Consider the following 26347-nt stretch of genomic DNA (forward strand, 5'->3'; position numbering starts at 1 on the left):
TTCTAAAGACACTCAATAACTGACAACTCATTCAGATACAACCTGAAATGAATTGCTCAGCCTTGTAGTTATATTTACCCAATCTATTCAGTTGTCAAAAATCGTCACGCCAACTACCTGCACGTGCTTCGCGCCCTGAGGCGGCTTGAGCTATGCTCAAGAGTCGATCGCCGCGCGTGCGGAGATCCAATCTCAAGCAGAGTCGATGCTCTACTTACCCTATCGAGAAACTTGGTGGAGCTGACCGGGATCGAACCGATGACATCCTGCTTGCAAAGCAGGCGCTCTCCCAACTGAGCTACAGCCCCATATGGCTCGACAATCACGTCGAAACAAACGGCAAACAAAGGTGGTGGGCCTGGGTAGATTCGAACTACCGACCTCACCCTTATCAGGGGTGCGCTCTAACCAACTGAGCTACAGGCCCGGTACGGCAGCTTTTCGTGCTGGACTCAAGCCGTTAGCTAAAGTGCTAACGGCTTGAAACCAAAGCACTGATATTTCTCGAAAGGTTTCGAGGACACAGTTGAACATGCAACGCGGCTACGCCGCGCTTGACCGTCGACTATCGACAGAGATTGAAAAAGAGAAGGTTTAGTTCAGGCTCATCCTGAGTCAGCCGAAGCCACTCAGAATGGTGTCCGGCCTGATGAAGGTTTCGCCCTTGGAACTTTCATCCCAAGACCTATCTGCATTCGCAGAGGCTTCATGTACCGGAACGTTCTCTCTTAGAAAGGAGGTGATCCAGCCGCAGGTTCTCCTACGGCTACCTTGTTACGACTTCACCCCAATCATGAATTACACCTTGGGCAGCTGCTCCTCTTGCGAGTTAGCGCACCGACTTCTAGTGCAACCCACTTTCGTGATGTGACGGGCGGTGTGTACAAGGCCCGGGAACGTATTCACCGTGGCATGCTGATCCACGATTACTAGCGATTCCAGCTTCATGGAGTCGAGTTGCAGACTCCAATCCGAACTGAGGCCGGCTTTTTCCGATTAGCTCACCCTCGCGGGGTTGCAGCGGTTTGTACCGGCCATTGTAGCACGTGTGTAGCCCTGGACATAAAGGCCATGAGGACTTGACGTCATCCCCACCTTCCTCCCCGTTATCCGAGGCGGTTTCGTCAGAGTGCTCAACTAAATGGTAGCAACTGAAGATAAGGGTTGCGCTCGTTGCGGGACTTAACCCAACATCTCACGACACGAGCTGACGACAGCCATGCAGCACCTATATACTTGTCTCTTGCGAGACGCCGACGTTTCTGCCGGATTCAAGTACATTTCGAGCCCAGGTAAGGTTCTTCGCGTTGCGTCGAATTAAACCACATGCTCCACCGCTTGTGCGGGCCCCCGTCAATTCCTTTGAGTTTCAGCCTTGCGACCGTACTCCCCAGGCGGATCGCTTATCGCGTTAGCTTCGACACGGCAGGATTGGGTACCTGCCACATCAAGCGATCATCGTTTAGGGCTAGGACTACCAGGGTATCTAATCCTGTTTGCTCCCCTAGCTTTCGTGCCTCAGCGTCAGTTAGTGTCCAGTGAGCCGCTTTCGCCACAGGTGTTCCTTCCGATATCTACGCATTTCACCGCTACACCGGAAATTCCACTCACCTCTCCACTACTCAAGCCCGGTAGTTTCTCGTGCAGACGATGGGTTGAGCCCATCGATTTCACACAAGACTTGCCAAACCGCCTACGCACCCTTTACGCCCAATAAATCCGAACAACGCTTGCCCCCCTCGTATTACCGCGGCTGCTGGCACGAAGTTAGCCGGGGCTTCTTCTATGGGTACCGTCATTATCTTCCCCATCGAAAGGAGTTTACGTACCAAGATACTTCATCCTCCACGCGGCGTTGCTGCGTCAGGGTTTCCCCCATTGCGCAAAATTCCCCACTGCTGCCTCCCGTAGGAGTCTGGACCGTGTTTCAGTTCCAGTGTGTCCGTGCGCCCTCTCAGGCCGGATACCGATCATCGTCTTGGTGGGCCATTACCCCGCCAACTAACTAATCGGCCGCGAACTCCTCCTCAAGCGCATTGCTGCTTTGACCCGTGGGTATTATGCGGTATTAGCTAAGATTTCTCTCAGTTATTCCCCACTCGAGGGTAGATCATTCACGTGTTACTCACCCGTGCGCCACTTTACTCAAGACCGAAGTCCCTTTCTCGTGCGACTTGCATGTGTTAGGCACGCCGCCAGCGTTGATTCTGAGCCAGGATCAAACTCTCGTTTAATCTTGGTTTGCATGTCTTCCAGCGACAGGGGTCGGGAAGATTTATACATGCGCCCCCGAGTCTCGAAAAACTCCGGAGGTTTATTACTTGTGAGAATGACTAAACCAGATTTCAATTCATCTCACGACTGGCATGTTCAACTATGTTGTCAAAGATCAAAACTCATCTCGCCTAAGCGGTGAGCTTCAATCAAGGACCAGCGTGACGGGATAATCCCAGACTCACAGCACGTGTCCTCGAAACTTGGAAACTTGGAAAAACTATATTCCTGCTTTGTCTACTTATATGGAGACAGAAACCGTCTTGCTTCAGCATGCTTACCCAGGCATCCGACCCGATCGTTGACTCAGACCAGCCAGACCCGCTCAGCAGCGTTCGACGTTTCAAGCGAAATTTCTAAGAGTATCGAACTTCTTCACTCTCGTCAACTTTTATCTTTCAAACTCGAAAGCGTCGACCTATTCGCACAGCAAACTCAAAACATCCAGACGACCCAAGGGCCGCAGAGCACTCAGCTCTTCCATCCGCAAAACATCTGCGACTACAACTCAATTCATAACAGTGGCTTGGGTTAGTCTCGGATGGCCATCAGGCTCAATGCCGAAGATCAAACACTTGGACTGCGCTCCGTCTTCCCTCTACCCACAACAAACAGGCCAAGGTGCGAAGCTCTTACCGCTCATTCAGAATAACCCGTTCTTACGAACCATGCAACCCTGAACGTTACTCCCTCGCCACCCCAAACCACGCCCGCTCTCGCGAACACAAATCAGTGCGACTCCCTGAATGTAACAGCCCCGCTAACTCGACGCAAGTTTTCAATGCTGTGCATAAAGGAAGGTCGCGGTTGAAAACTTCGAAAGCCCGCGCCGGCTCTGCGCCGCAGAGATCGAGCCTGCGGAAAACTCCCGCGAAAGCCTGGCTTCAGGTTGTAATTTAGCGTCTGTTCGTCAGTCGTGAAGTGGACTAGAATCGCCCCCATGGAACCCACCGAGTTTCAGGAATTCTCGAACCAACTCAAAGAGGCGAATGAAGAGGGTGGCGAGTCGCTCACCAGTATCTCGCTCGCCATCTCGATTCTCGCCGTCCTTGTCGCCATGGTCACGGTGCTTGGTCATCGCACTCACACCGAAGCTGTTCTGAATGAAGCTAAGGCGACTGACCAATGGAATCTTTATCAGGCAAAGAAGATTCGCTCCGATAACACATCCGTCGCCGCCGACCTGCTCCGCCTGCAGCCCTCCGCCAACCAGGCCGCAGTCGAGAAGACGCTCGAGGACTATAAGTCGCACATTGAGAAGTGGAAGGATGAGCTAAAGGAAGAGCAGAAGAAAGCTCAGGAGTTCGAAGCTGAGGTCGCCCTTGCAGAGCGCAAGGCCGACCGTTACGACCTGGGTGAAGCGCTGCTCCAGATCGCCGTCGTCATGTCGTCGATCACGCTCTTTACCCGGCGAAGGGCATACTTCTTTTTTGGGCTGAGCCTTGGCGCGGTCGGCGTCCTGGTCGCTTCGATGGCGCTATTCATCCATTGAACAGGGAGAGGGCGAGGCCTGCGAACGAGGCCTTGCCCTGACCAGGGAGGATAAACTCTCTATTCCGCCTGTCCAGTTGCGCGCTTGTACTCTTCCGGATCGCTCAGCCAGCGGTCGTTCAACGCGGTGCGATCCTCGGCCGGAACCAGCACCTTGCCGTTTGCCAGTGAGATGACGGGCACTGGTCCTTGCTCGACCGGTCCTTTCACCCACATCTTCTCTGGATCGACCGTTGCAATCTGTAGTTCACTGGATGGCACAACGCGATTTGAATCGACCGGGAGAAAATTGCCCTGGAAGACGACCGTGCCCTTCTGGTCGGTGACGCGGCACCAGTCTCCGTTCTCGGACAACTCCGGGCGGCAGGCGATCCAGTTTCCTGTCGCTTCATTGCGGTTCAGGTTGAAGCCGGACTGCTCGAACTTGGCGTTCGCCGGCATATCCTGCGGAATGCTGGCGTGCATGGCGCTGTCGGCATGATTGATGACGATAACTGCGGAGAGAACGCCAAAGGTGACAATGGCAAGCTTTTCAATGCGATTCATGTGGCCCCCGTGAATCTTTGTGGTAGCCAGTGAGATGCCACAAAAGTTGCAGGGATGCCCGTCGACAAAACATAAATTACACGTCGCGACAGCTATTTTTCCCAGCCGGAATCCTCACCTCAACCCGGTCCAACTTAGTCCAGCGGCTTCGCGATGACACCCAGATCCACCATGCCGTTGACGAAATACTGCACCGCCAGCGCCACCAGCAGCAGACCCATGATCCGGACGAGGATGCGGATGCCCGTATCTCCCAGCGCGCGGCCCACCCGGTCGGAGTTGCCGAGCACCAGATAGCAGATCGACGCCGTTACGAAGATGGCAGCCAGAATCGCCACCATCTGCCAGTGCGTCTGCGCCTGCCCGACCAAAACCATCACACTGGTGATCGAGCCGGGTCCGGCCAGCATGGGAATTCCGAGCGGCACGATGCCCGCATCTTCTTTAGTTGCAGCGTCTTGCGCGTCGCCACCGGTCTCCTGCGTGGGCGAGCGCTTGGCCTCGAGCATATCCAGGCCGATCAGCAGCAGGATGATTCCACCCGCGATCTCAAACGCCGGCAGCGTGATCCCGAACATGCGAAAGATGTACTGCCCGGCGACGGCGAAGGCAGAAAGTACGACCCACGCTGTGATGCTGGCCTTCCTCGCCATCGCCCGGCGACGGGCTGGATTCGCGCCAGCGGTCACGGCAAGGAAGGTCGGCATCGCGGCGAAGGGGTCCACCAGAAAGAAGATGGAGCTGAGCGCCAGCAGCGAAAAACGCACGTACGCCGAGCTTTGCAGACCGGCCAGCGTCATCCGCTGGGGATCGAACCCAAGCCTTCCCGCCGCAACGACCAATTCGGAACCATGCAACAACATCCCCTATTCTCCCATGTTTTCAGGCATTGCCTGCCCTTGCGCTGCTAGAATCGAGGGCAAGATCAGGAGCGCTTTATGCCTTTACAGACGACCGAAAAGATCTGGCACAACGGCCAGCTCATTCCCTGGGAGCAGGCCAACATCCACGTCATGAGCCACGTAGTCCACTACGGCTCCTCCGTATTCGAGGGCATCCGCGCCTACACGCAGCCCGGCCGTGCCGGCATCTTCCGCCTGCACGAGCACATGCAACGCTTCCGCGACTCCGGCCACATCTACCGGATGCCGCTCGGCTACACGGTCGAACAGTTGACGCAGGCCGTCATCGACGTGGTCGAAGCCAACGGCGTCGCCCCCTGCTACATCCGTCCGGTCGCCTTCCGCGGCTACGGCGAGATCGGCGTCAACCCGCTGAAGTCGCCGGTTGAGGTCTACATCGCGAACTTCCCCTGGGGCAAGTACGTTCCCGGCAATGAGGGCGCGAACGTCTGCATCTCGAGCTGGAATCGTCTGGCGCCGAACACTATGCCCACGCTCGCAAAGGCCGGCTCCAACTACATGAACTCGCAGCTCATCCGCATGGAAGCCGAGGTCAACGGCTACGATGAGGGCATCGGCCTGGATGTGAACGGTCTGGTCTCCGAGGGCTCGGGCGAGAATCTCTTCGTCGTCCGCGGCGGCGTGCTGTACACCCCCGGTCTCGCCAGCTCGGTGCTGAACGGCATCACGCGCAGCTCGATCCTGACGCTCGCCAAGGACCTCGGCATCGAGGTCGTCGAGGCGCCGATTCCGCGCGAGTTCCTCTACATCGCCGACGAGGCGTTCTTTACGGGTACGGCCGCCGAGGTCACCCACCTGCGCTCGATCGACCGCATCCTGGTCGCGGACGGCAAGATGGGCCCGATCACCACGGCCATCCACGACGAGTTCTTCGCGCTCGTCAACGGCACCAAGCCCGACCGCCACAACTGGCTTACGCCGGTGAAGGTGAAGGTAGAAGAGCCGGTTGGAGCGTAACTAAGTCTCATAACTCATGGTAGATAGGCCAGCCCACGCGGGCTGGCCTATCTATTGCGGCAGTCTGGCGGCCTTACACCAGGTGATTCAGCATGGTCAGCTTCAGTTCGCCATGCAGCAGTGTCTCGGCCTTCACCAGCATGCCCTTCGCGCCTTCGAGATGCTTCGCAAGATGCTGCTCGCTCACCCATTCCTCGTAGGTGTAGAAGCTGCCCGGCGCGTGCTTCTCTTCCAACAGGTGATAGGCCTTGCAGCCATCCTCGGCGCGCGAGGTCTCGACCAGCGCGGTCAGCATCTCGCGCACTGCGTTCTCATGTCCGGTCTTTGCCTTGATCTCCGCAATCACGTTGATATGTCCGGAATCGGCCGACGTCTTATCGCTTGTGAACAAACTCATGTGCTCTTCTCCTGAAACCTCTCCGTTAGATGCCGATTCCGTGCGAACATCCTTGGCATGCCTGTGCATGAGCCCGACCACTCCCTGAAGCGTCAACTTACGTTGCGCGACCTCGTTCTCACGCAGATCCTCACCGTCGTCGGCAGCTCGTGGGTCGGCATCGCGGGCGGTCTGGGCGAGGCGCAGGCCGTCGTCTGGATCGTCTCCATGCTGGTCTTCTACTTCCCCATGGCGATCTCGGTCTTCTATCTGAACCGCGAGATGCCTCTTGAAGGAGGACTCTACGTCTGGGCGCGCAACGCCTTCGGCGACATGGGCGGCTTTCTCACCGCGTGGAACATCTGGGCCTACGGACTCACCGTCACCGCGACGATCCTCTTCCAGATTCCGTCGGAGCTGTCCTACATGCTTGGACCGCGCGGCGCATGGCTGCCGGAGAATCACCTCGCCACCTTCGCCGTGCTCGCGCTGCTCGTCGGGGCGCTGACGCTTGCTTCGGTGCGCGGCCTGGCGCTCGGCAAGTGGATCCACAACTTCAGCGGCGCGGCCATGCTCTCCGTCTTCGTCCTGCTCATCCTGCTGCCGCTCTGGGCCATCGCTCATGGCGCGAAGCTGCACTGGGCGCCGCTGGCGATGCACCTGCCCGCGATGAACCTCGTCAACTTCGCGCTCATCGGCCAGATGGTCGGCGCACTCTCGGGGCTCGAATACATCGCCATCCTGGCCGGCGAAAGTCACTCGCCGGAGCGAGACATCGGCCGCTCGGTCGTCATCGCCTCGCCCGTCATCTGCGCGATGTTCATCCTGGGCACCGGCTCGGTGGTGGCTTTCTCGCAGGCGCATCCCGGCACAAGCATCGACTACATCGCGCCCATTCCGCAGACGCTGCGCTGGGCGCTCGGCAACCACGGCGCGGGCAGCTTCCTCGCGCAGTTCGCCATCCTGCTGCTGCAGCTTCGCATCCTCGGCGCAGCCAGTTTTCTGCTCACCGGCGTCACTCGTCTGCCGATGGTCGCCGGCTGGGACCACCTCATCCCCGCATGGTTCACGCGACTTCACCCGCGCTATCGCACGCCGACCAACTCCATCTACATCAGCTCCGCCATCATCGCTTTACTGCTGGTCTGCGGCAGCCTCGGCGTCCACGCGGCGGAGGCCTTCCAGGTGCTGAACAACGCCAGCTCGGAGCTCTACTCGATCGCCTACCTCGCCATGTTCGCCATCCCCATCGTCGGCGCGAAGCTGCTGCGCAAACGCCTGCCGCTCTGGGTTGCGATCAGCTCCGCCATCGGCTTTCTGGCGACGCTCTTCACCTTCCTGCTGACGGCCTATCCATTCGTGGACGTGGTTAATCCGGGCGTCTACGCGGTGAAGATTCTGGGCACGACTGTCTTCGCGAACATCGTTGGCTACCTTTTTTACAGGGTCAGGAACAACAAAGACCAGGCAGATCCTCCGCTACGCGAAGGATGACAAGCTCTTCGGGCGAGTCCGAATGCGGTTGAAAACGAAAAACCCCATGTCTCGGAGGCGAGACATGGGGGGCGCGTCCGTGGCGGGTTATTGTCCTTCGGAGGGTTTGTGCGACCGCACCAGCTTCGGCTCCGTCACCGGCGATAGCGTCTCCACCTGGCTGCTCATCGGGCGGCGCTTGCGGTAGTAAGGCGCCAGCTTCTGAACCGTTCCCGTCAGCAGAGCCTGCTCGATCGCCGCGATCACCCGCACATCGAGCAGCCCCTCTTCGCCATCCGGCTCCGGATGTATGTCGTTCAGAATGCAGTTGGAGAAGTACTTCAGCTCGCCGCCGAAGTGGTCCGTCTTGCGAAAGCTCTCCGAGCTTTTCTTCTTCCTGATCGTCAGCTCATGCTCGATCGCCGAACCCACCTGGTACGCCGGATTGGAGTAGAGATCGCCGGTCGAACCGACCACCCGGAAGTCGTCCACGTCGCCGCCGTTATAGCTCAGCACGAACGACGCCACGCGCTCCGCCTCGAACTTCAACGTCACCGCGACGGTGTCGTCGAAGGGTTTGCCCTCGCTGTCGCGAAAGCGCTCCGGATCGGTGCAGACGCCGGTCGCGAAGACCTCGATCGGCTCGGCGCCGAAGAGGTTGCGCACCGCGTTGACCGGATACGGCCCCATATCCGGCGCCGGGCCCGCCCAGAAACCGTTCTTCGCCCGGTGATTCTGCGCCGACACCGGCTGCGAGAAGGTCGAGTTGAACATCCGCACCGTGCCGATCTCGCCCGCGCGCACCCGCTCGATCGCCCGCAGCGTTCCCGGCTCGAAGTGCAGCCGGTAGGCGACCATCAGCTTTGCGCCGGTCTTCCGGCTCGCCGCGATGATCCGCTCGCACTCGGCGACGCTTACGGCCATGGGCTTTTCGATCAGCAGATGCACCCCGGCCTCGAGCGTCTTCACGGCAAACTCCACGTGGTCGAAGTTCGGCGTCGCCAGATACACCGCGTCGATCTCGCCCGAAGCCAGCAGCGCGTCCAGCTCCTCATATCCGCAACTGCGCGCGATGCCATAGAGTTCGCCGAGCTTTTCGGCCTTCTCCTCGTGCCCCGTGACCAGCGCGACCATCTCGCTGTTGCCCGTATGCGCCACGCCGGGCATGAACTCCGCCTGCGAGATCCAACCCAGCCCCACCACCGCGTACCGGACTTTGCGCCCGCTCACCACCTTCGCCGTCGCCATTGTCTTACCTCCACATTCACCCCCTAAGAAGCAAGGCGCGCGCAAGGGGATGCCAACGAAGTTGGTTGCCTGCGCTAGCTTTCGATCGAGCCCTCAATCTCCGCCGGAAAGAAGAGCGAAAACACCGTCCCCGAGGCGCCCGCACGCTGGGAGCTGCGCACCTGCACCCGCCCCCGATGGTTGCGAATGATCTCCTGGCTGACCCACAGCCCGAGCCCCGTGCCGGTCGACGTCTTCGTCGTATAAAAGGCCTCGAAGATCCGCCGCCGCGTCGCGTCGCTCATCCCGGCGCCGTTATCCGCGACCGTGACCCGCAGGCCGCGCGCGCCCGTGCGCCAGTCGCGTGAGAGCCGCGTCCGCAGCGAGATCGTTCCCGCACCACCCAGCGCGTCCATCGCGTTGCCGATCAGGTTGGCGAAGACCTGCCGCATATCGCCTGCCAGGCAGACCATCGTATCCGCCGGCGCAAACCGCCGGTCCACGCGCACCTGCAAGGTAGCCAGCCGCCCCTGGAAGAGGCTTACCACCGAGTCCAGAATCTCCGACGCCCTCGCCGCCTCCGCCCGCACCGATTGCCGGTGGAACTTCAACGTCTGCGTCACAATGTGGCTCACCCGCGCCAGCTCGCTCGTCGCCAGCTTGGCGTACGTGCGCATCTCGTCGCCCGCGCTCGCGGAGTGCTCGATCAGGTACAGCAGATTGACCACCGACTCCAGCGGGTTGTTGATCTCGTGCGAGATCGAACTCGCCAGGCGGCCCACCACCGCCAGCTTCTCGGACCTCGCCAGCAGCGCCTGCTGCTTATGGCGGTCGGTCACATCGCGGAAGTAGATCGCGATCCCTTCGCCCACCGGCGAGACGTTCACCTCGAACCAGTGCTCGTGCGCCTCGTCCGCCGCCTCGAACGCGAAGGATACCCGGCCGCGCATGGCGGTTTCGAAGCGTTCGCGGAAGGCCGGCGCGGCAAGCCTCGGGTAGAGCCGCTCCAGATCCCCCGCGCCGCCGTCGACGAATGCATCCTGCACCGCAGCGGCCCTGGCTCGCGCGTTGCGGTAGCGGATGATGGAGTGCTCGTCCAGCACCAGCACCGCGTCGCTCGAGGCCTCCATGATCTCGCCGACCATGCGCACCTGCTCCTCGCGCTGCTGCGCCGAGGCCCGCATCGCAGCCAGCGCGCGGTCGGCCCGCTCCACCTGCTCCACCGCCGTGGCCTCGTTCACCCCCAGCAACTGGCGCAGGGTCGCGATTTCGGACAGCAGCCGGCTGCGTTCCAGTCGATCCATCTGCTGGTCTTCGCTCTTCTCAGTTTCCATGAAACACCTGCCGGCCAGCGAACGGCAGGAGCACCAGCTTCACACCCAGAGCCAGCGTGCGGAACAGCGACGCCGTCTCCTGCGTGATGCGGACCTTTGAAAACATGACGACGGCAAATAGCTCGCCCGAGGGCAGAACGCCGCCAAAGCCGATCACCGACCGCACGCCGAACGGCTTCACGAAGCTCTCCTGCGCCGGGACGAAGCTGCTGCCAACCGCGTCCTCCACGTGAAAGACATCGAAGCTGCGCCGTTCGACGCCTCCGGGCAGGCCCTTTGGCTCAACCAGTTCGCCGGCCTCCAGGCCCATCTGGTGCAGCAGCCTGGCGATCATCGGCGCGCGCTCCACCATCTCCACCGTCGCCAGCGGGATGGCGCGATGTCCTTCGGACCCGTCGCATCCGTTCCACTCCGGCCGGTCGCCGCGACTGGCCAGCAGGCAGAGGCAGCGCATCGTCTCAGCGGGCTCTGCCTGATCCGGGTGGCGCAACGAAGCGCGCGCCGCCTCGCGCAGCGGCTGCGGCAGCCGGCCAAAAGGGTGCGTCTTGAAGCAGCGCACCAGCGCGCAGTTCGGCTGTTCGGTCAGAGGATCGACGAATTTGCTATAGAGAAAGCTCGTCACCTCCAGAGCCGCCTGATCCATCGAGGTTGCATCTTCACCCAGTGCGCGGAGATGCCGACCGGATTCGATCATCTGTTTGAGACCGAATTGGTTCAGATCGAACATTTTGCGGAAGACTCGGAGAGGGAGACGGGTACGCTGCGCGCACAATACGACGGGAAACTTTTCTATCGTTCTCTTCTCCGATGCAGACGGTTGGAAAGGTGTTATCTACCTGACCAAAGTAATCCGGCAACCTCGAATCCCGCATGACACGGCTAGCCGCCTGGACAAAAATAGGGGTAGGTTCACAACCCTGTAGAACCAAATGACGTGAATTCACCAGACCATAATCTCTCCCAGAAGGGAGATTCGCATCATATGGTGGCTTGCGTAATATTTCTTATGTTCGAACATCAGTTTCAAGAATGGCGGCAACCGATTCATGTCCGATCCCAAATGTCCCAAATGCGGCTCCCGTGCAAGGCGAGTTGAACGAAAATCCGAACTCCTGAAGGACAAGATCCTCCCTCTCTTCGGCTTTTATCCCTGGATTTGCAGGGAGTGCAAGACCTCCTTCATGGCCAGGAACCGCGGTCCTCGCAAGAAAAAAGACGCGACACAACCGCCGCCACGCGGCGCAGGCTCACCGCCTGAGCCGACGCGTGCGGAGAAGGCAGCTCTTTACGGAAGCTAGTTGGTCTTCGGCGACCCCAGGTCGATGCCGGCCGCAGGGGTCGGCGTCGCAGGCGTCGACCCGCCCCAGCCCGGCAGAGCCTGCGATCCTGTAATCAGCCGCGCGCCGTCGTTCAGCGTCAGGTACGTCCAAGCCCACTGGCGGAAGACGCTGAACCGGTTGCGGAAGCCGATCAGGAAAAAGATGTGTACTGCCAGCCACATCATCCATGCCGGAAAGCCGCTCCAGTGCGCCTTGAACGGCCACTCGATCTTCGCGACCGCCGCCGACCGCCCGATCGTCGCCATGTCGCCCTTGTCCCAGTAGCGGAAGCCCTTGGCCGCCGGCTTACCCGTCAGAATCTCGCCGATGCGCTTCGCTGCATAGTCGCCCATCTGCATCGCCGGCTGCGCCACGCCCGGAACCTGCTTGCCGTCCTGTTCGAAGTGCGCCAGATCGCCGCAGATGAAGACGTTCGGCACGGACTTCGCCGCCTCGCCGCCCGCGGCCAGTATGCGCGGGTTCAGATGTTCGTCCACGAAGACGCAACCCTTCTTGTCCGTCTCAACCCCCAGCAGCTTGCCCAGCGGAGAGGCCTGCACACCCGCCGCCCACAGCGTCACCACCGTCTCGATCTTCTCTTCGCCCACCATCACATAGCCCGGCTGCACATCCGTCACATGCGTTCCCGTGCGCACCTTGACGCCCAGTTTGTTCAACTGCGCCAGCGCGCTGGCCTGCAGATCCTCGGGATAGGCGCCCAGCAGCTTCGGCGAGCCTTCGAGAATCAGCACCTGCGCCTGCGACGGGTCGATATGCCGGAAATCCTTCGCCATGTAGAGCCGCGCAATATCCGAGATGGCGCCGGCCAGCTCCACCCCGGTCGGTCCGCCGCCGATGATGACGAAGTTCAGCGCCGGATGCTCCCCGGTCTCGAGCATCTGGCGCTCGGCCAGCTCGAAGGCCAGCAGCACGCGCCGCCGGATCTCGGTCGCATCTTCGATCGTCTTCAAGCCCGGCGCCAGCTTCGCCCACTCGTCCTTGCCGAAGTAGGAGTGCGTCGAGCCGGTCGCGACGATCAGGTAGTCGTACTCCATCTGCAGGCCGGTCTTCAGGTTCACGCGGCCCTGCGTCGTGTCGAAGCCCACCACCTCGTCCATCAGCACATCAATATTCTTGTGGTCGCGCAGAATCGACCGGATCGGCTGCGCGATATCGGCCGGCGAGAGCACCGCCAGCGCCACCTGGTAGAGCAGAGGCTGAAACACATGATGATTGCGCCGGTCGATCAGCGTAATGTCCACCGGCAGCTTCGCCAGCCCCAGCGCGGCGTGAATCCCGCCAAAACCACCACCGACAATTACCACCCGAGGGCGCACACGCCCATCCGCCGCCATCGCCAACCCAGTCGCCATTGTGCCGTTCTCCTGTCGTGTCCTCTCTTCTGATGCACGACGAGCCCACAAAGCTGAGTTTATTCCCAGAGAACCGGGCGCCCAAATCAAGCCTTCTTACGGTATGGTCGAAAGCTCCAAGGCCACGAATCCCTGCGTCCCGACCGAGGCCGCCATGTGGGTTACGCCGGCGCCGCCGGCCCAGACCAGCGGCGTTACGCTCAGCAGCCCGCCCGTATCCGACACTCCCGAAGACGTCGCCGAAGCCATCACCGGCGCGGCCGGGCAGCGTCCCTGCGCCGGGCACGCCAGCGCCTCGTTCGCCGTCTGGTAGATCGTCACCGCCGCGCCCGCCACCGGGTGTCCGGCCGTATCGATCACCTGCAGCACCACCGGCGTGGGCGACCCGCCCGAAACCACCGAGCCCGTACCGCTTACCACCAGCGCCCGCAGCAGGCTCGCGCTCACGCCCGTGGCCTGAAATCCAACGCACACCGTGCCCCAGGAGCACGCCGCGGCGCTTGCAATCGCATTCGCCGCCAGTGGACCCACCACGGCCGAAGCCTGCGTCGCGCCAACTCCGTTCGTGCCCGTCTGGAACAAGCCGGATTGGCCCGAGCCCAGGCTGAAGCCGGCCGAACCCGTCCACGTGACTACCTGCCCGACGGCCGCCGCGCCGTTCCACTGCAACACCGCGCCCACGGTCCAGTTCACCGTCGCGTCCTCCGCGACATAGAGCGACGGCTGCACCGCTGTCACGCTCGCCTGTCCAGCCGACGCCTGGAAGCTCACCGTCGCCAGCAGCGAGAGCGAACCCACGACCGCCTGCAGATCCACCTCGCCCGCCACCATCGGCTCCACGACCGTCGAAACGGTCCCGTTGGCGTCCGTGCTGAACCAGCAGCTCACCTGCTGCGCGCAGCCCAGCATGAGCGCGTTGCCCGTCTGCCGCGGAAGCAGAGCCACCGGATAGCCCGCCATCGGCGCGCCCGAACCATCGACCAGCTGCACCTTGAACGGCTGCGCCGCAACCGCGCCGATGACCGATCCATTCGCCGGAACGCTCAGCACCTTGAGCTGCGGCATGGGAACCACCGCCGTGAAGCTCGCCGTCCGCACCGTCACGCCATCCGTCACCTGCACCGTGAAGACGCCCGCGACCTGCGGCACGACGCCCGTTCCCGTCGGCGAGTAGCTCGTCGTCAACGCGCACGGCGAAGCCCCGCAAGCGTCCAGCGTCACCCCGGACGGCGCGCTGAAGATCAGGCTGTGGCCCGGCAGCGGCGTTACGCCGTCGCTGGCAAAGAGCTGCGCCGCGAAGAAGAGTCGCGTCCCCACATTCACCGTTCCGCTCGGCGTGCTCGTCACGGTCAGCATATTCACGTTGGGTGTCGCGATGAACGTCGCAGACGCCGTCTGGCCGCCCGAGGTCACCACCAGTTGCACCGGACCAGCGATCAGGGGCGTCACGGTCGTACCGTCCAGACCCGCGCCGTTCGCCACCATCGTGCAGGCCGTCGCCTCGCACGCGCCAAAGCGCACCGCGCCCGCCGGAATCGAGCTGAAGCTCATCGGCACACCGGCCGCGCCGTTGCCGGCAGGCAGCAGAGCCTGCGCCCACATCCACAACCCGGCCGTCTGCACCGGAACACTCCCGCTCGGCGCCTCGGCGATCCGCACCGAAACCACCTGCGCCAACGCCATGAAGCTCGCCGTCTGGCTCATCGAGCCGTCGACTGCCTGCAGCGTCACGCCGCCCGCCGCCAGCGGCAGCACCGTGCTCGAAGCCATGCCATTCGCGTCCGAGACCACCGCGCACGAAGCCGTGCCGCAGCCAAGCTGCGCCGAGCCCGCCGCCACCGACAGTACGACGGACTCTCCCGCCACCGGCGTCACGCCATCGCCGCGCAGCACCTGGACCGCGAAGGGCGTCGCCGCCACGCTGCCGCTGGGCTGATTCCCCACCGGCGCGCCGACCAGCCGCATCGTCTCCGGCAGGGCGCTGGCGTCGTAGCTCAGGGCGCCCGACATGGTGGATGTCGCTCCAGTTGCGCGATCGGTCACGACCACATCGAACGCCACGCCGTACGCAGCATGGACCGCCGACATCGCCGGCACAGCCACCGTCAGCGAGTTCGCCGTCCAACCCGTCACCGTCGCCGCAACGCCGTTCACCGTCACTGCGTTGCCCGCGCGAAAGCCCATGCCCGCGATCGTCACCGTCGCGCCCGTCGACGGCAGCAGCGCCGGAACGACGCTATCCGCGTAGAGAATCCGTCCGTTGTAGCCGAAGTCCGGACGCCCCTCGCCGCGCTGATCGGTCACCATCAACCGCAGCCGTCCAGCCTGGGAGATGGTCAGGCCAAGCCGGCTTGTGCCGACGGCCATCGCGTTGAACGCCGCAGCCGTCTCGCCCAGCGTCGGCAGCGTGCCCAGGGCGTCGGTCGCGTTCCACGCGCCCAGCACCGGCATCGCCTTCACCGTCGAGGGCTGGCCCAGCTCGTCCACCGCCGACACATCGAGCGTCAGCGTGCGCCCTGCCTTCACATCCAGCCCGAACCACGCCGCGTGTCCCACCGCGCAGATCGTACCGCTCCACCAGCCCGTTGCGCTCGCCTGCGCGGGTAGCGCCTCCGTGCCATCCTGTCCAGACGAGGCGCCGCAATCCGCCGTCGCATCCGCGACCGTCTGATTCCAGTCCAGCTCACCGCCCGCCCCCAGATACCGCACCACGCCACTCGGCGCGGTACCCGAAGGCGCGACCGTGCCCGGAGCGTATGGCCCAAGGCTGTACTCGCCGATATAAAGCGGGTTCACCGCCTCGGTCGAGATCACGTGATTCTCATACTGTGCGCCCGTGGGATACGGGATATACGCCATCCGGAAGTATCCCTGCGTGCTCTGATCGCTCGTGCCCTGGCTTGAAAGCGCGTCTGTGCCCTGCGGCGCCAGCGGCGTCGCGCCCACGCGGCGAAACCATGTGCCCGTGACGGCCGAGGTCTCGGCCCAGCCCTCGGCGACGTTCGCGAAGCCCGGCATGCGCGTCACCAGCACGTTCACCCCAGCCATGCCCTGCCCATCGGGAAACGCGATCGTGCCGTTCTGCGCGGTCGCCTGCGCCAGGCTGACCTGCTTGCCGGCCGGAACCGCGTCGTTCGGACCGATGCCGTAAAGCATCACCATGGACGCGATGTCGTCCGGCCGCAGCACGAACGGCTGCGGCATGCACTGGTAGGTATACGGCCCGCACAGAATGTCGATCGGATGCATCACCGGCCAGTGCTGCGCCTGCGCCGGAGTCGCCGCCGGAACGCCGGTAAAGACGTTGTCGTTGGTCTGCGACCACGCGAGGCCAAGCACCCGGCCGAACGCCCGCATCAACTGATACTGCAACTGCGTCTGCGCCGCCGCGGCCGAGCCCGTGCAGCGCCCGTTCACGATCACGACCGCATGCAGGATGTATCCCGCCGGATCGAACAGGTCGACGTCCTCGGTGACGCCCGCCTGACGGCAGTTCGACGGCGCACTGGCGCCGCCGCCCAGCAGCAGGTCCGTCACGGAGCCGTCGCGGTCGTACACCACCGCGATCGGAATCGCCGCCGCGTTGACGCTCGCCACATCCGTCGGCCACACCAGCCCGCTCGCGCCAAGGTAGACGTTCGAACCGCTCACCTGCTCGCCCAGCACGCCAGCCTGAGAGACCGTCAGATTCGCCACCGGCAGATTCCAGACACCCGCCGCAGCCGCCACCAGAGCATCCGCCGCCGCGTGATTCACCGTCGCGCTCAGGTCGCCCGGATCGGTGGAATAGGTCAACGACCCCGGCCGCCAGCCCACCGGCGCACCCTGCGCACCGGTGTAGAACGGAGGCCCGGTGACCCAGCGCGGACCGCTCGCCGAAGCCTCCAGCGCCGCGCCCAGCATGACCACGACCACCAGCCACCACTTAAGCCCAACCCCAAACTTCGTCATCTCGACCGGAGCGGAGCGCAGTGGAGAGAACCCCGTATTTTGTCTTTGCTTGTTTTCGCCGTAGTACGACTTCGCCCCAGGGATACGCCCGCTGCCACAAAAGCGCTTCAGCGCCGGGTCGGCGTCCACGCTATGCAGATGATCCCGCACCACGCCCCCCTTAGCGCCGGCCATGGTTCACCGCCGCCTGCAACACGTTCAACACCGAGCTCAAAGCCGGACCAGCCGAAGCGGTCTCAAACGAAACCACCGGCCCCTGCAACGCCAGCGGCTTCATCCCAACACCGGAGACCGGAACCACCGGAGCCGGAACCACCGGGACCGGAGCAGCCGAGGCAGCCACCCGCGTGCCCACCCAGCGCAGGTCGACCGCGGCGTCCTGCGCGGCGGCGGCATCCTCCACCTTCGCCGCAGCCGGAGCGCCCGCGCCGACGATCGGCATGACGCCCGAAGCCACCGGCGAGCTCAATCCATTCGCGGACTTTTCGCGCAGCATCACCAGCAGTCGCTGCCCAACATGAAACGGCGGCGCGCCCCGCCACAGCCCGGCCCACTCGCGCATCGCGTATGTGCCGCCCGGCCGCACGCCCAGCACAGCGCGTTCCACCTGGAAGCGGATGTCGACATAGCCCAGATCGTCGGCGCGATCGATCGAGATCACGGTTCCGGCAAAGATCACACCCGCCTGACCGGCCATCTCCACCAGCGCGGCGTCGGTCGTCGCAGGAGGCGCCGTCTGCGCCACAACGGACCCACACAAAACCAACCCCAGCGCCAAACCCAGCCCAAACCGTCCGACCATCGCTCCACCTCCGCCTACAAAGACACTTTCGTCATGTGTAAGCAGAGCCAGCGCGCGTGACCCGATTCAGAACACCGGTACAGCGAGTCGGCCTGGAGCGTAAAGCCGGCAGCTTCAAGCTCCAGGCCGACCCGACTCACCTCAAATCTCGGGATAAAAGTCGAAGAACGCCTCGATACTCAGCCGCAACTGCGCTTCGATCCGCTCCCGGTCGCCCTCCAGAACGTGCATCGTCACATGCGCATCCTTGCCGCTCTTCAGCTCGACGCGAGCCTCCCCCACTGAAACCACCTCGTCCGCCGGCAGCAGACGCATTCCGTAAACCAACACCAGATCAGCCATAACCTTCCATTCTTACGCTAAAAGCGCGAACCGCGACGGGACTGGTCAAATACCAGATCAGCCATAACCTTCCATTCTTACGCTAAAAAGCGCGAACTGCGACGGGACTGGTCAATACCAGATCAGCCATAACCTTCCATTCTTACGCTAAAAAGCGCGAACTGCGACGGGACTGGTCAATACCAGATCAGCCATAGCCTTCCATTCTTGCACTGAATCGGCGCGCGGCTCGCGGTTTGAATCGTTTCCGGCCGCCGCGCATTTACACTAGAGAAGCCTATGAACCCGCTAACCGACACCCCGCTCGACGCCGCAGCCACCATTGAAACCCGCGATCTCGTCATCCTTGGCTCCGGCTGCTCTGGGCTGACGGCGGCCATCTACGCCGGCCGCTCGAATCTGAAGCCGCTCGTCCTCGAAGGCCACGAGCCCGGCGGACAGCTCTCCATCACCACCCTGGTCGAAAACTTCCCAGGCTGGCCCGAGGGCATTCAGGGGCCGGAACTCATTGAAAACATGAAGAAGCAGGCCACCCGCTTCGGCGCCGAGCTGCGCATGGCGCACCTCACCGGCGCGGACTTCTCCAGCCGCCCCATCAAGCTGATGGTCGGCAAGGACATCATCCACACCCGTACGCTCATCATTGCGTCGGGCGCGAGCGCGCGCTGGCTGAACCTGCCGTCCGAGCAGGCGTTGATCGGCCACGGCGTCAGCTCCTGCGCGACTTGCGACGGCTTCTTCTTCTCCGGACACGAGATCGCCGTCATCGGCGGTGGCGACTCCGCCATGGAAGAGGCGCTCTTCCTTACGCGCTTCGCCACCAAGGTCACGCTCATCAACCGCAGCGAGAACTTCCGCGCGTCGAAGATCATGCTCGACCGCGCCATCGCGCACCCCAACATCGAGTTCCTGCCCAACACGACGGTCGAAGAGGTGATCGGCGTCGAGGAGAAGGAAGTGAAGGGCCTGCGCGTGAAGAATCGTACGACCGGCGTCGAGACCATCCTGAAGGTTTCGGCCATGTTCCTCGGCATCGGCCACGAGCCCAACGCGAAGGCCTTCAAGGGCATCATCGACCTCGACGAGGACGGGTACATCGTCGCCAAGGACGATGTTTACACCACCCTGAACGGCCAGGTCGTGCCCGGCGTCTTCGCCTGCGGCGACATCAAGGATCGCCGCTACCGCCAGGCCATCACCGCCGCCGGCTCGGGCTGCATGGCCGCGCTCGAAGTCGAAAAGTACCTCGAAGAGCACGGTCGCTAAGGATATACTGCACAGGAGGTTTCCATGGCGACCCTACAAATCTCTGATGAATCCGCACTCCGCATCCATCAGACGGCCGAGCGCCTGGGCCTGAGCGACGAAGGCCTTGTGATGGAAGCGGTCCTCCATATGGAGGAGCAACGCTCCATCGAACCTGAGTTCACGGATGCGCAGATCGCCCGCTTCAAGGAGAGCGTCGCGCAACTCGACCGCGGTGAGGTCGTCACCTCAGAGCAGATCGATGCTCGCTTTGAAGCATTCTTTCAGCGGCAGGCTTCTCGTTGATTCGATACGTTCTTTCGGACTCAGCAAGCAGAGACTTGGACGAGATTCTCTCCTATTTCGACAGCCTTCCGGTGGTGCCAGCCACGCGAGGAGGCGAGTCTATCGTCCAGATGCTCAACAGCATTGCCGAAAATCCCTACCTGGGCACAACTCATGGCTCACTTGCCCGTAGCCTGGGGTTCGAAGTTAGAAGCAGGTTTGCATCCCCGTACCGCTTTTATTATCGTCTCGGCGGAAGGTATCCAGAGATCATTGCTGTCCTTCATGCGTCGCGAGACATCCGTTCTATCCTCGCTCAGCGTTTTCAATAATTCCTTTGTGCCTTTTCGCTGATGCGCAATAGCCGCGACCTACGGACATGCTCAAATCCCTCGCCCTCCTCCGCGACCGCATCGCCGACCCAACGGTCTACCCCTTCACCGTCCCCACGATTGCCGCGCTCGACCGACTCTCCTTCACCTCGCGCGTCACCTTCTTCACGGGCGAGAACGGCTCCGGCAAATCCACTCTGCTCGAAGCCATCGCCGCGCACATCGGCTTCGGACGCGAGGGCGGCAACCGCAACTTCATGTTCGAGACCAGCGCCAGTTCGCGGTCCACCGACCCACTCTCCCGCGCCCTGCGGCTTTCCTTCGACAAGCGAACCGGCGAAGGCTTCTACTTTCGCGCCGAGAGCCTCTTCAACGTTGCCACGTATGTCGACGAGATCGGCGCAACAGACGCCTACGGCGGCATCAGCCTGCACGACCGCTCCCATGGTGAGACCTTCTTCACCGTGCTCGACCACAAGTTCCGCCGCTCTGGCCTCTTCCTGCTCGACGAACCCGAGGCCGCGCTCTCACCCCAGCGCCAGCTCGCGTTCCTCGTCCTCATCCACGACACCCTGCGCGACTACAAGGACGCGCAGTTCATCATCTGCACCCACTCGCCCATCCTGCTCGGCTACCCCGGCGCGCAGATCGTCTCCTTCGACGATCCCAGCCTGCCCGAGATCGCATTCGACCAGACTTCGCCCAACCGGATCGTCCACCGCTTCCTCAACGACCGCGAACGCTTCCTGCGCGAGCTGTTTGAGGGCGATCAGCCGACGCTGTTCGAGTAGTATCTAGCGCATTGCCACCGCAGGCGCCATCTTCGGCGTCAGCACGATCTCATTGCCATCCGGATCGGCGATCGTGATTCCCTTCGCCGTCTTCTCCGCCGGCTTGATGCCGCGCTGACTCAGTACATTCGCCGTGCTCGCGAGGTCCGTCACCTGCAGCATGATCGCCGACCTGAAGCCCTGCGGCAACTTCGGCGCGAACTCAATCTTCTCCTCCGGATTGCCCGGCAGCGCGACAGCGGACTCGCTTCCGGCGACGGCATCGAAGCCCAGCTTCGTCAGGTAGAACGCCTTCGCGCCCGCCGGATCGTCCACCGCCAGCCTCATCCCGGTCATCAGGTCGCCGATGCGCTCCGCGCCCAGGTGCTGGCCGAAGTCCTTCGAGTGGAGCGACCCCGGCATGTACTGCGTGTACTCCATATTCTGCGGCCCCGTCGGCGAGGCAGGCCCCGGCATCGTGAACAGCAGATTGCCCGCGCCGGCCGTGCGCACATCCTTCGGCGTCAGCCCGTGCTGGACGTAGTAGTCATGCACCGCAGGCAGGTCTTTGCCCTCGAAGCAAAGGTGCAGAAAACCGATCTGCGTATTCTTCGCGTCCACCGGATACAGTTCGAGATACTGCCGGTCGTTGATCTTGATGAATGCCTCGTACACCGCGCCGTCGCGCGAGAGCGCAAACGCCTTCACAAACCCCAGCCTCTCGTAGAACGCCACCGACGCATCGAGATTCTTCACCCGCAACGCGACATGCGCGATCCCAGCCAGCTTCGGCGAAGGCACAACGGCCTGCGCAGCCGGAGGCGGAACGGGCGTCTGGGCGACAACCGGGGCGGCAAGCGCGGGCACAAGCGTAAGGCCAAGGACGAAGGAGCCAAGCAGCGTACGGGGCGAGTTCATAGCACCTCTCAGATTCACATCCGAATCTATTCCCCAGCCGACAAGACGCGCAACCCCGTCGCGGCGATAATCGAATGCATGGACGTTCCCGCCTTCACCCAGCTCTTTCCCAAGCTCTACCACCTCACCTTCGCGTCGAACCTGCCGGGGATTCGGCAGCATGGGCTGCTCAGCACGACGGCTCTCGCCAAGCTGCACGGCTTCGACGAGGACGAGCTCCGCGCCACGGTCACCGAGCGCCGCCGCTGCATCCAGCAGCTCCACGGCGTTACCCTGCGCGACCAGATTCCGATGAACGAGAAGAAGATGAAGACCTGCCTGGTCGGCGTAAGCATCCCCGAGTGGATCGCTCTGCTGAATACGAAGATCTTCTTCTTCCTGAGCAAGGAGAAGGCGCTGGAGTTTGCCGGCAAGTATGCGGATTACGAAAATGTCCTGCTCGAAACCGACACCGCCGGGCTGCTGACCACGCACGCAGAAGACGCGACGCTCTGCCGCATCCATCCCGGCGCCTTCCTTTCCAACGCCCGGCCTAGAGGCCGCAACTCGTTCATCCCTATCGCCGAATACCTGTACAAGAAATCCCGCGACACCCCCGCGGAGCTAACACTGGACACAGCCGTGCCGAATATTCTCGACATCTCGCAAATCACGACGCTTGGCTGACGACATTGGGAACACACGTGCTTTGTTGCCTCCAGTCAGGCCAAGGCATCAGCCCTGGGCATGCCTTCTTCGGGGGCCAGGGCCATCATTACAATGATCCTGGGCAACGCACATCCAGTCTTCATGCGAGGCAGACCGTGTTTCTCATCGGCGACAACCTGATCGTCTTTCTTTATCGATGGATCGTGGTCGGCATCGGCGTCTTTCGCAGCCGCCATTGGCCAATCGTTCTCGCGACGGTCGAAAAGTCATGTAAGGACGAATCTGCTTATCCGTTCGTCGACCTCACGTATGCCTATACGAACGGCGAGGAGCGGCACACGGGCACGTATCGAAAAGGGTTTTGGTATCGCAGCTCCGCAAGAGCCTTCGCCAAGAGCTTCTTCCCCGGTATGCCCCTTGCCATCCGATACAACCCAGCCGACCCAGCAGAATCTTTTCTTCGCGAAGGCGATCAACGCCCCGCCCTGCTGCATCAACTGGAAACTGAGTAGTCACTCAATTAAATGATGGCCCATTCATGAAATCTTGCTACCTGCGGGAATCTTCCACCCACACACCGCCGTCCAATGCCTGAAGCCGAAGCCTTCGGCCCAAGGACACAGCACATGCAATACAAGACCCTCGGCAACACCGGCCTGCTCGTCTCCACCCTCTGCTTCGGCGCCATGACCATCGCGGGCGACGATGCCACCGAACTCTCCGAGAACGGCGCCATCTGGAAGCAGATCGGCAAGGTCGGCCAGGCCGGCTCCGACGAGATGGTGAAGGCCTGCACCGACGCGGGCATCAACTTCTTCGACACCGCCGACGTCTACTCCGAGGGCCGCTCCGAGACCGCGCTCGGCCAGTCCTTCAAGAACCTCGGCATCGCCCGCAAGGACGTCGTCATCGCCACCAAGGTCTACGGCCGCACCGGCCTGGGGCGCAACGACGTCGGCGCCTCGCGCGGGCACATTCTGGACGCGGTCGAGGCCTCGCTCACCCGCCTTCAGACCGACTACATCGACCTCTACCAGATCCACGGCAACGACGCCGTCACACCCATCGAGGAGACGCTCCGCGCTCTGGACTCGCTGGTCACTTCAGGAAAAGTCCGCTACATCGGCGTCTCCAACTGGCAGGCCTGGAAGATCGCCAAGGCGCTTGGCATCTCGGAGTTCAAGAACCTCGCGCGATTCGACACCCTGCAGGCCTACTACTCCATCGCGGGCCGCGACCTCGAACGCGAGATCGTGCCTCTGCTCGAAGCCGAAAAGACCGGCCTGCTGGTCTGGAGCCCGCTCGCCGGCGGCCTGCTCTCGGGCAAGTTCAGCCGCGAAAACCAGAAGCCCGAGGACAGCCGCCGCTCCGCCTTTGACTTCCCCATCGTCGATAAGGAGCGCACCTGGAAGATTCTCGACGCGATGAAGCCCATCGCCGAGGCCCACGGCTGCTCGCCCGCGCGCATCTCGCTCGCGTGGCTGCTGGCGAAGCCGGTCGTCACCTCCGTCATCATCGGCGCGAAGCGGCTGGACCAGCTCCACGACAACATCGCCGCCGTCGACGTCACCCTGACGCCAGAAGAGCTGAAGACGCTCGACGAAGCCAGCGCCCTGCCGCCCGAGTACCCCGGCTGGATGCTGCCCTTCCAGGGCGCGAACCGCCTCGACCCGAAGGTGCAACGCCCCACATCTCTACCCAAATAACCACGGGCACAGGCGCCCCGGGTCTCGATTCCGACACCTGGGGCGCCCATCCACTACGACCTCCTGCTAATCCGCGCATAGCTGGGAGGAACGCCCCTCAGCGCGGTCAGGTCGGCCTGCAACTGCGCCATGTCGAACCCTACCGGACTTTTTCCATCGGCGACGAAGTCCTGACTGAGTACGGCGTAGGATTCGTCCGCATAGGTATCGTAAAACTGCCAGCTCATCGCCTTGATCGCGCCCCAGCTCACGACATACAGGTTTCTGCTGTCATAAGCCACAGCCGGAATACAGTGCCCACCCTGCGGATCCGGGGCGGCCTCTCCAACCGGACCGGACGCCGGCACGACCCAGGGCACCTTGGATAAGTCAGGCGCATTCACTGCGAAATACGGTAACGCAACCCCGATATAACAGGAGCCGAAGAGATTCACCGCATCTTTTACCTGAGTATTATTTTTTGGCTCGATCTGCGCGAAGGCGGCAATCTTGTCTCCACCCAGACCGACGCCCTGCCAGTAGTTCAGAACGTCGAGCATGTTACAGCCATTCTCCGGCCCGGGAGTAGTGAAATGCTCATAGAACGCCAGCACATCGTTATCGCTGGGCGAGCGCATCGCCCCTGCATTCGCGGTCCAGGTTTGAATCATGTGCGCGGCGGCGGCGCAGGTGCAATCGCCATACTGGTCGTTGAGATACATGGGCCAGCTTGGCACGGCCTTGCCATAGTCGACGGAATCGGGCGGCGGCGGCAACTGCGGTGTGAGATAAGCTCCAAAGGCAAGGCTGCGGCTATCGTAGAGCGCAGGGCGTTTACCGAGTTTCAGTTTATTGGCGGGCATAAGTCCTCTTTAAGAAAGATATTTCTCGGCAATTCTTTAAGATTAATAAGCTGGCCCAAAATACATGTCGTCGAGAATGCGATAAACATAACACAGTCGATAAGTCCCGGCCTTGCGAAACGACCCGGCGCCCGCACGGAGACCTCCGCGCGATCGCCCACCGGCGGCGGCCCGCGCAAACAGCTAAACTGGACTCGTGGCCAACTCACAGACGCATATCGCAGAAAATCTTGCCCGCATCCACGAAGAGATCCGCCAGGCCTGCCGCGCCGCCAACCGCGACGAAGCCGATGTCGCCCTGATGGCCGTTTCGAAGTTCCACCCCGTCGAGGCGCTCGTCGAGGCCTATGGAGCCGGCCAGCGGCTCTTCGGCGAAAACCGCGTGCAGGAGATGCAGCAGAAGTTCCCCACCGTCGGCGCGCTCGCGGGCATCGACCTGCATCTGATCGGCCCGCTGCAGTCGAACAAGTCCGCCAAGGCCGCGGAGATCTTCCACGCCATCGACACCGTCGACTCGCTGAAGCTGGCCGAGCGGCTCAGCTCCGCCGCCGCCGCGCTTGGCCGGACGCTGCCGATCCTGATCGAGGTGAAGCTCTCGCACGAGGAGTCCAAGCACGGCCTCGCGCCCGAAGAGCTGCCCGCGCTGCTCGACGCCATCGCCCCGCTGCCGAACCTCACCCTCAGCGGTCTGATGACCGTGCCGCCGTGGTCGGAGGACGCCGAGACCGCGCGCCCCTACTTCCAGCATCTGCGCCGCCTGCTCGATGAGTCGCAGAAGACCCACGCGACGATGACCCAGCTCTCCATCGGCATGTCGAACGACTTCCACGTCGCGATCGAAGAGGGCAGCACCTGCATCCGCATCGGCACGGCGATCTTCGGCAAGCGCGTGCCCGCGGCGGTATGAGCTTCTGCGCGGACGCTCCCGGCGGCTGCACCCTTGCGCTTCGCGTCCACCCGGGAGCGAAGCGGAACGCGGTCACCGGTACGCACGACAACGCGCTGAAGATCTCCCTGACTACGCCGCCCACGGATGGCCGCGCCAACGAGGCTCTGCTGCGCTTCCTCGCCGATACGCTTGGCCTGCCGAAGGCGCGCATCTCGCTGCTGACCGGCGCGGCCAGCCGCAGCAAGACAGTGAGGATTACGGGGTTGAATGCGGCTGAGGTGGCGGCGGTTCTCAACCCCGCTGAGGACTGTTAGGACGTCTTTT

24 protein-coding genes, 2 tRNA genes and 1 rRNA gene are annotated in these 26347 nt (G+C 62.4%); 12 read left to right on the top strand and 15 right to left on the bottom strand.

Annotated features, from left to right (window positions below; translation table 11 throughout):
• Positions 1–232: 232 nt before the first annotated feature.
• The 3 genes from CHB87_RS16550 to CHB87_RS16560 form a co-directional block, all read right to left on the bottom strand.
• A tRNA-Ala gene (locus CHB87_RS16550) sits at positions 233–308 on the bottom strand.
• Between the two features lie 42 nt (positions 309–350).
• Positions 351–427 (bottom strand) — tRNA-Ile (locus tag CHB87_RS16555).
• Positions 428–732: 305 nt separating this feature from the next.
• Positions 733–2234 (bottom strand): 16S ribosomal RNA (locus CHB87_RS16560).
• Positions 2235–3214: 980 nt separating this feature from the next.
• Here CHB87_RS16560 and CHB87_RS16565 point away from each other — a divergent pair.
• Positions 3215–3766, top strand: a complete 552-nt coding sequence (locus tag CHB87_RS16565) for a DUF4337 domain-containing protein (protein WP_089409540.1) — start codon at positions 3215–3217, stop codon at positions 3764–3766.
• A gap of 59 nt (positions 3767–3825) precedes the next feature.
• On the opposite strand, the gene CHB87_RS16570 is transcribed toward CHB87_RS16565, so the two are convergent.
• Positions 3826–4311, bottom strand: coding sequence for a hypothetical protein (locus tag CHB87_RS16570; protein WP_089409541.1), 486 nt, complete (start codon positions 4309–4311; stop codon positions 3826–3828).
• A gap of 134 nt (positions 4312–4445) precedes the next feature.
• Positions 4446–5174, bottom strand: a complete 729-nt coding sequence (locus CHB87_RS16575) for a MarC family protein (RefSeq protein WP_089409542.1) — start codon at positions 5172–5174, stop codon at positions 4446–4448.
• 75 nt (positions 5175–5249) lie between these two features.
• Here CHB87_RS16575 and CHB87_RS16580 point away from each other — a divergent pair, with 75 nt between their 5' ends.
• Positions 5250–6191 carry a branched-chain amino acid transaminase gene (locus CHB87_RS16580; RefSeq protein WP_089409543.1) on the top strand — a complete coding sequence of 314 codons (942 nt, stop codon included), beginning with the start codon at positions 5250–5252 and terminating at the stop codon, positions 6189–6191.
• A 73-nt stretch (positions 6192–6264) separates the two neighbouring features.
• Here the strand turns inward: CHB87_RS16580 and CHB87_RS16585 are convergent, their stop codons facing one another.
• Positions 6265–6588, bottom strand: coding sequence for a putative quinol monooxygenase (locus tag CHB87_RS16585; protein WP_176441814.1), 324 nt, complete (start codon positions 6586–6588; stop codon positions 6265–6267).
• Positions 6589–6645: 57 nt separating this feature from the next.
• Here CHB87_RS16585 and CHB87_RS16590 point away from each other — a divergent pair, with 57 nt between their 5' ends.
• On the top strand, positions 6646–8061 hold the full coding sequence (locus tag CHB87_RS16590) for an APC family permease (RefSeq protein ID WP_089409544.1): 1416 nt from the start codon (positions 6646–6648) through the stop codon (positions 8059–8061).
• An 87-nt stretch (positions 8062–8148) separates the two neighbouring features.
• Here the strand turns inward: CHB87_RS16590 and CHB87_RS16595 are convergent, their stop codons facing one another.
• The 7 genes from CHB87_RS16595 to CHB87_RS16625 form a co-directional block, all read right to left on the bottom strand.
• Complete coding sequence (locus tag CHB87_RS16595; protein ID WP_089409545.1) at positions 8149–9288, bottom strand: Gfo/Idh/MocA family protein; 1140 nt, start codon at positions 9286–9288, stop codon at positions 8149–8151.
• Positions 9289–9362: 74 nt separating this feature from the next.
• On the bottom strand, positions 9363–10601 hold the full coding sequence (locus CHB87_RS16600) for a two-component system sensor histidine kinase NtrB (protein WP_089409546.1): 1239 nt from the start codon (positions 10599–10601) through the stop codon (positions 9363–9365).
• Positions 10591–11244, bottom strand: coding sequence for a hypothetical protein (locus tag CHB87_RS16605; RefSeq protein ID WP_142988391.1), 654 nt, complete (start codon positions 11242–11244; stop codon positions 10591–10593). The genes CHB87_RS16600 and CHB87_RS16605 overlap by 11 nt, the downstream gene beginning before the upstream one ends.
• A gap of 651 nt (positions 11245–11895) precedes the next feature.
• Positions 11896–13293: an NAD(P)/FAD-dependent oxidoreductase gene (locus CHB87_RS16610; protein WP_089409548.1), complete on the bottom strand. Its 1398-nt coding sequence runs from the start codon at positions 13291–13293 to the stop codon at positions 11896–11898.
• A 96-nt stretch (positions 13294–13389) separates the two neighbouring features.
• On the bottom strand, positions 13390–17418 hold the full coding sequence (locus CHB87_RS16615; protein WP_089409549.1) for an IPT/TIG domain-containing protein: 4029 nt from the start codon (positions 17416–17418) through the stop codon (positions 13390–13392).
• On the bottom strand, positions 17405–18046 hold the full coding sequence (locus tag CHB87_RS16620; RefSeq protein WP_142988392.1) for a hypothetical protein: 642 nt from the start codon (positions 18044–18046) through the stop codon (positions 17405–17407). The genes CHB87_RS16615 and CHB87_RS16620 overlap by 14 nt, the downstream gene beginning before the upstream one ends.
• A 141-nt stretch (positions 18047–18187) precedes the next feature.
• Entirely contained in the window at positions 18188–18388 is a 201-nt protein-coding gene (locus CHB87_RS16625; RefSeq protein WP_089409551.1) for an allantoinase, read from the bottom strand.
• 279 nt (positions 18389–18667) lie between these two features.
• Here CHB87_RS16625 and trxB point away from each other — a divergent pair, with 279 nt between their 5' ends.
• From trxB to CHB87_RS16645, 4 genes are read left to right on the top strand one after another with little or no spacing between them, the layout of a single operon-like run.
• Positions 18668–19654 (top strand): thioredoxin-disulfide reductase, encoded by a 987-nt coding sequence (gene trxB / locus CHB87_RS16630; RefSeq protein ID WP_089409552.1) that lies wholly within the window; start codon positions 18668–18670, stop codon positions 19652–19654.
• Positions 19655–19678: 24 nt separating this feature from the next.
• Positions 19679–19939, top strand: a complete 261-nt coding sequence (locus CHB87_RS16635; RefSeq protein WP_089409553.1) for a hypothetical protein — start codon at positions 19679–19681, stop codon at positions 19937–19939.
• Positions 19936–20250, top strand: a complete 315-nt coding sequence (locus CHB87_RS22940; protein ID WP_425432490.1) for a type II toxin-antitoxin system RelE/ParE family toxin — start codon at positions 19936–19938, stop codon at positions 20248–20250. The genes CHB87_RS16635 and CHB87_RS22940 overlap by 4 nt, the downstream gene beginning before the upstream one ends.
• 47 nt (positions 20251–20297) lie before the next feature.
• The gene (locus CHB87_RS16645; protein WP_089409555.1) at positions 20298–21041 is read left to right on the top strand and encodes an AAA family ATPase; all 744 of its coding nucleotides are present in this window, start codon (positions 20298–20300) and stop codon (positions 21039–21041) included.
• 3 nt (positions 21042–21044) lie between these two features.
• On the opposite strand, the gene CHB87_RS16650 is transcribed toward CHB87_RS16645, so the two are convergent.
• A complete protein-coding gene (locus CHB87_RS16650; RefSeq protein ID WP_089409556.1) occupies positions 21045–21938 on the bottom strand; it encodes a VOC family protein in 894 nt (297 codons plus the stop codon).
• 78 nt (positions 21939–22016) lie between these two features.
• On the opposite strand from CHB87_RS16650, the gene CHB87_RS16655 reads away from it, so the two are divergent.
• The 3 genes from CHB87_RS16655 (at position 22017) to CHB87_RS16665 (ending at position 24292) form a co-directional block, all read left to right on the top strand.
• Entirely contained in the window at positions 22017–22604 is a 588-nt protein-coding gene (locus CHB87_RS16655) for a DUF7002 family protein (RefSeq protein ID WP_089409557.1), read from the top strand.
• 137 nt (positions 22605–22741) lie between these two features.
• The gene (locus CHB87_RS22355) at positions 22742–23098 is read left to right on the top strand and encodes a DUF3592 domain-containing protein (RefSeq protein ID WP_176441816.1); all 357 of its coding nucleotides are present in this window, start codon (positions 22742–22744) and stop codon (positions 23096–23098) included.
• A gap of 114 nt (positions 23099–23212) precedes the next feature.
• Positions 23213–24292, top strand: coding sequence for an aldo/keto reductase (locus CHB87_RS16665; protein ID WP_089409559.1), 1080 nt, complete (start codon positions 23213–23215; stop codon positions 24290–24292).
• A gap of 53 nt (positions 24293–24345) precedes the next feature.
• On the opposite strand, the gene CHB87_RS16670 is transcribed toward CHB87_RS16665, so the two are convergent.
• Positions 24346–25134, bottom strand: a complete 789-nt coding sequence (locus CHB87_RS16670) for a hypothetical protein (RefSeq protein ID WP_089409560.1) — start codon at positions 25132–25134, stop codon at positions 24346–24348.
• Between the two features lie 196 nt (positions 25135–25330).
• Between CHB87_RS16670 and CHB87_RS16675 the strand changes: the two genes are divergently transcribed.
• Together CHB87_RS16675 and CHB87_RS16680 are read left to right on the top strand one after the other, a co-directional pair.
• Positions 25331–26041 (top strand): YggS family pyridoxal phosphate-dependent enzyme, encoded by a 711-nt coding sequence (locus CHB87_RS16675; protein WP_089409561.1) that lies wholly within the window; start codon positions 25331–25333, stop codon positions 26039–26041.
• Positions 26038–26337, top strand: a complete 300-nt coding sequence (locus CHB87_RS16680; RefSeq protein WP_089409562.1) for a DUF167 domain-containing protein — start codon at positions 26038–26040, stop codon at positions 26335–26337. The genes CHB87_RS16675 and CHB87_RS16680 overlap by 4 nt, the downstream gene beginning before the upstream one ends.
• Positions 26338–26347 lie beyond the last annotated feature (10 nt).

Source organism: Granulicella rosea (genome assembly GCF_900188085.1).
Taxonomy (GTDB): Bacteria; Acidobacteriota; Terriglobia; order Terriglobales; family Acidobacteriaceae; genus Edaphobacter; species Edaphobacter rosea.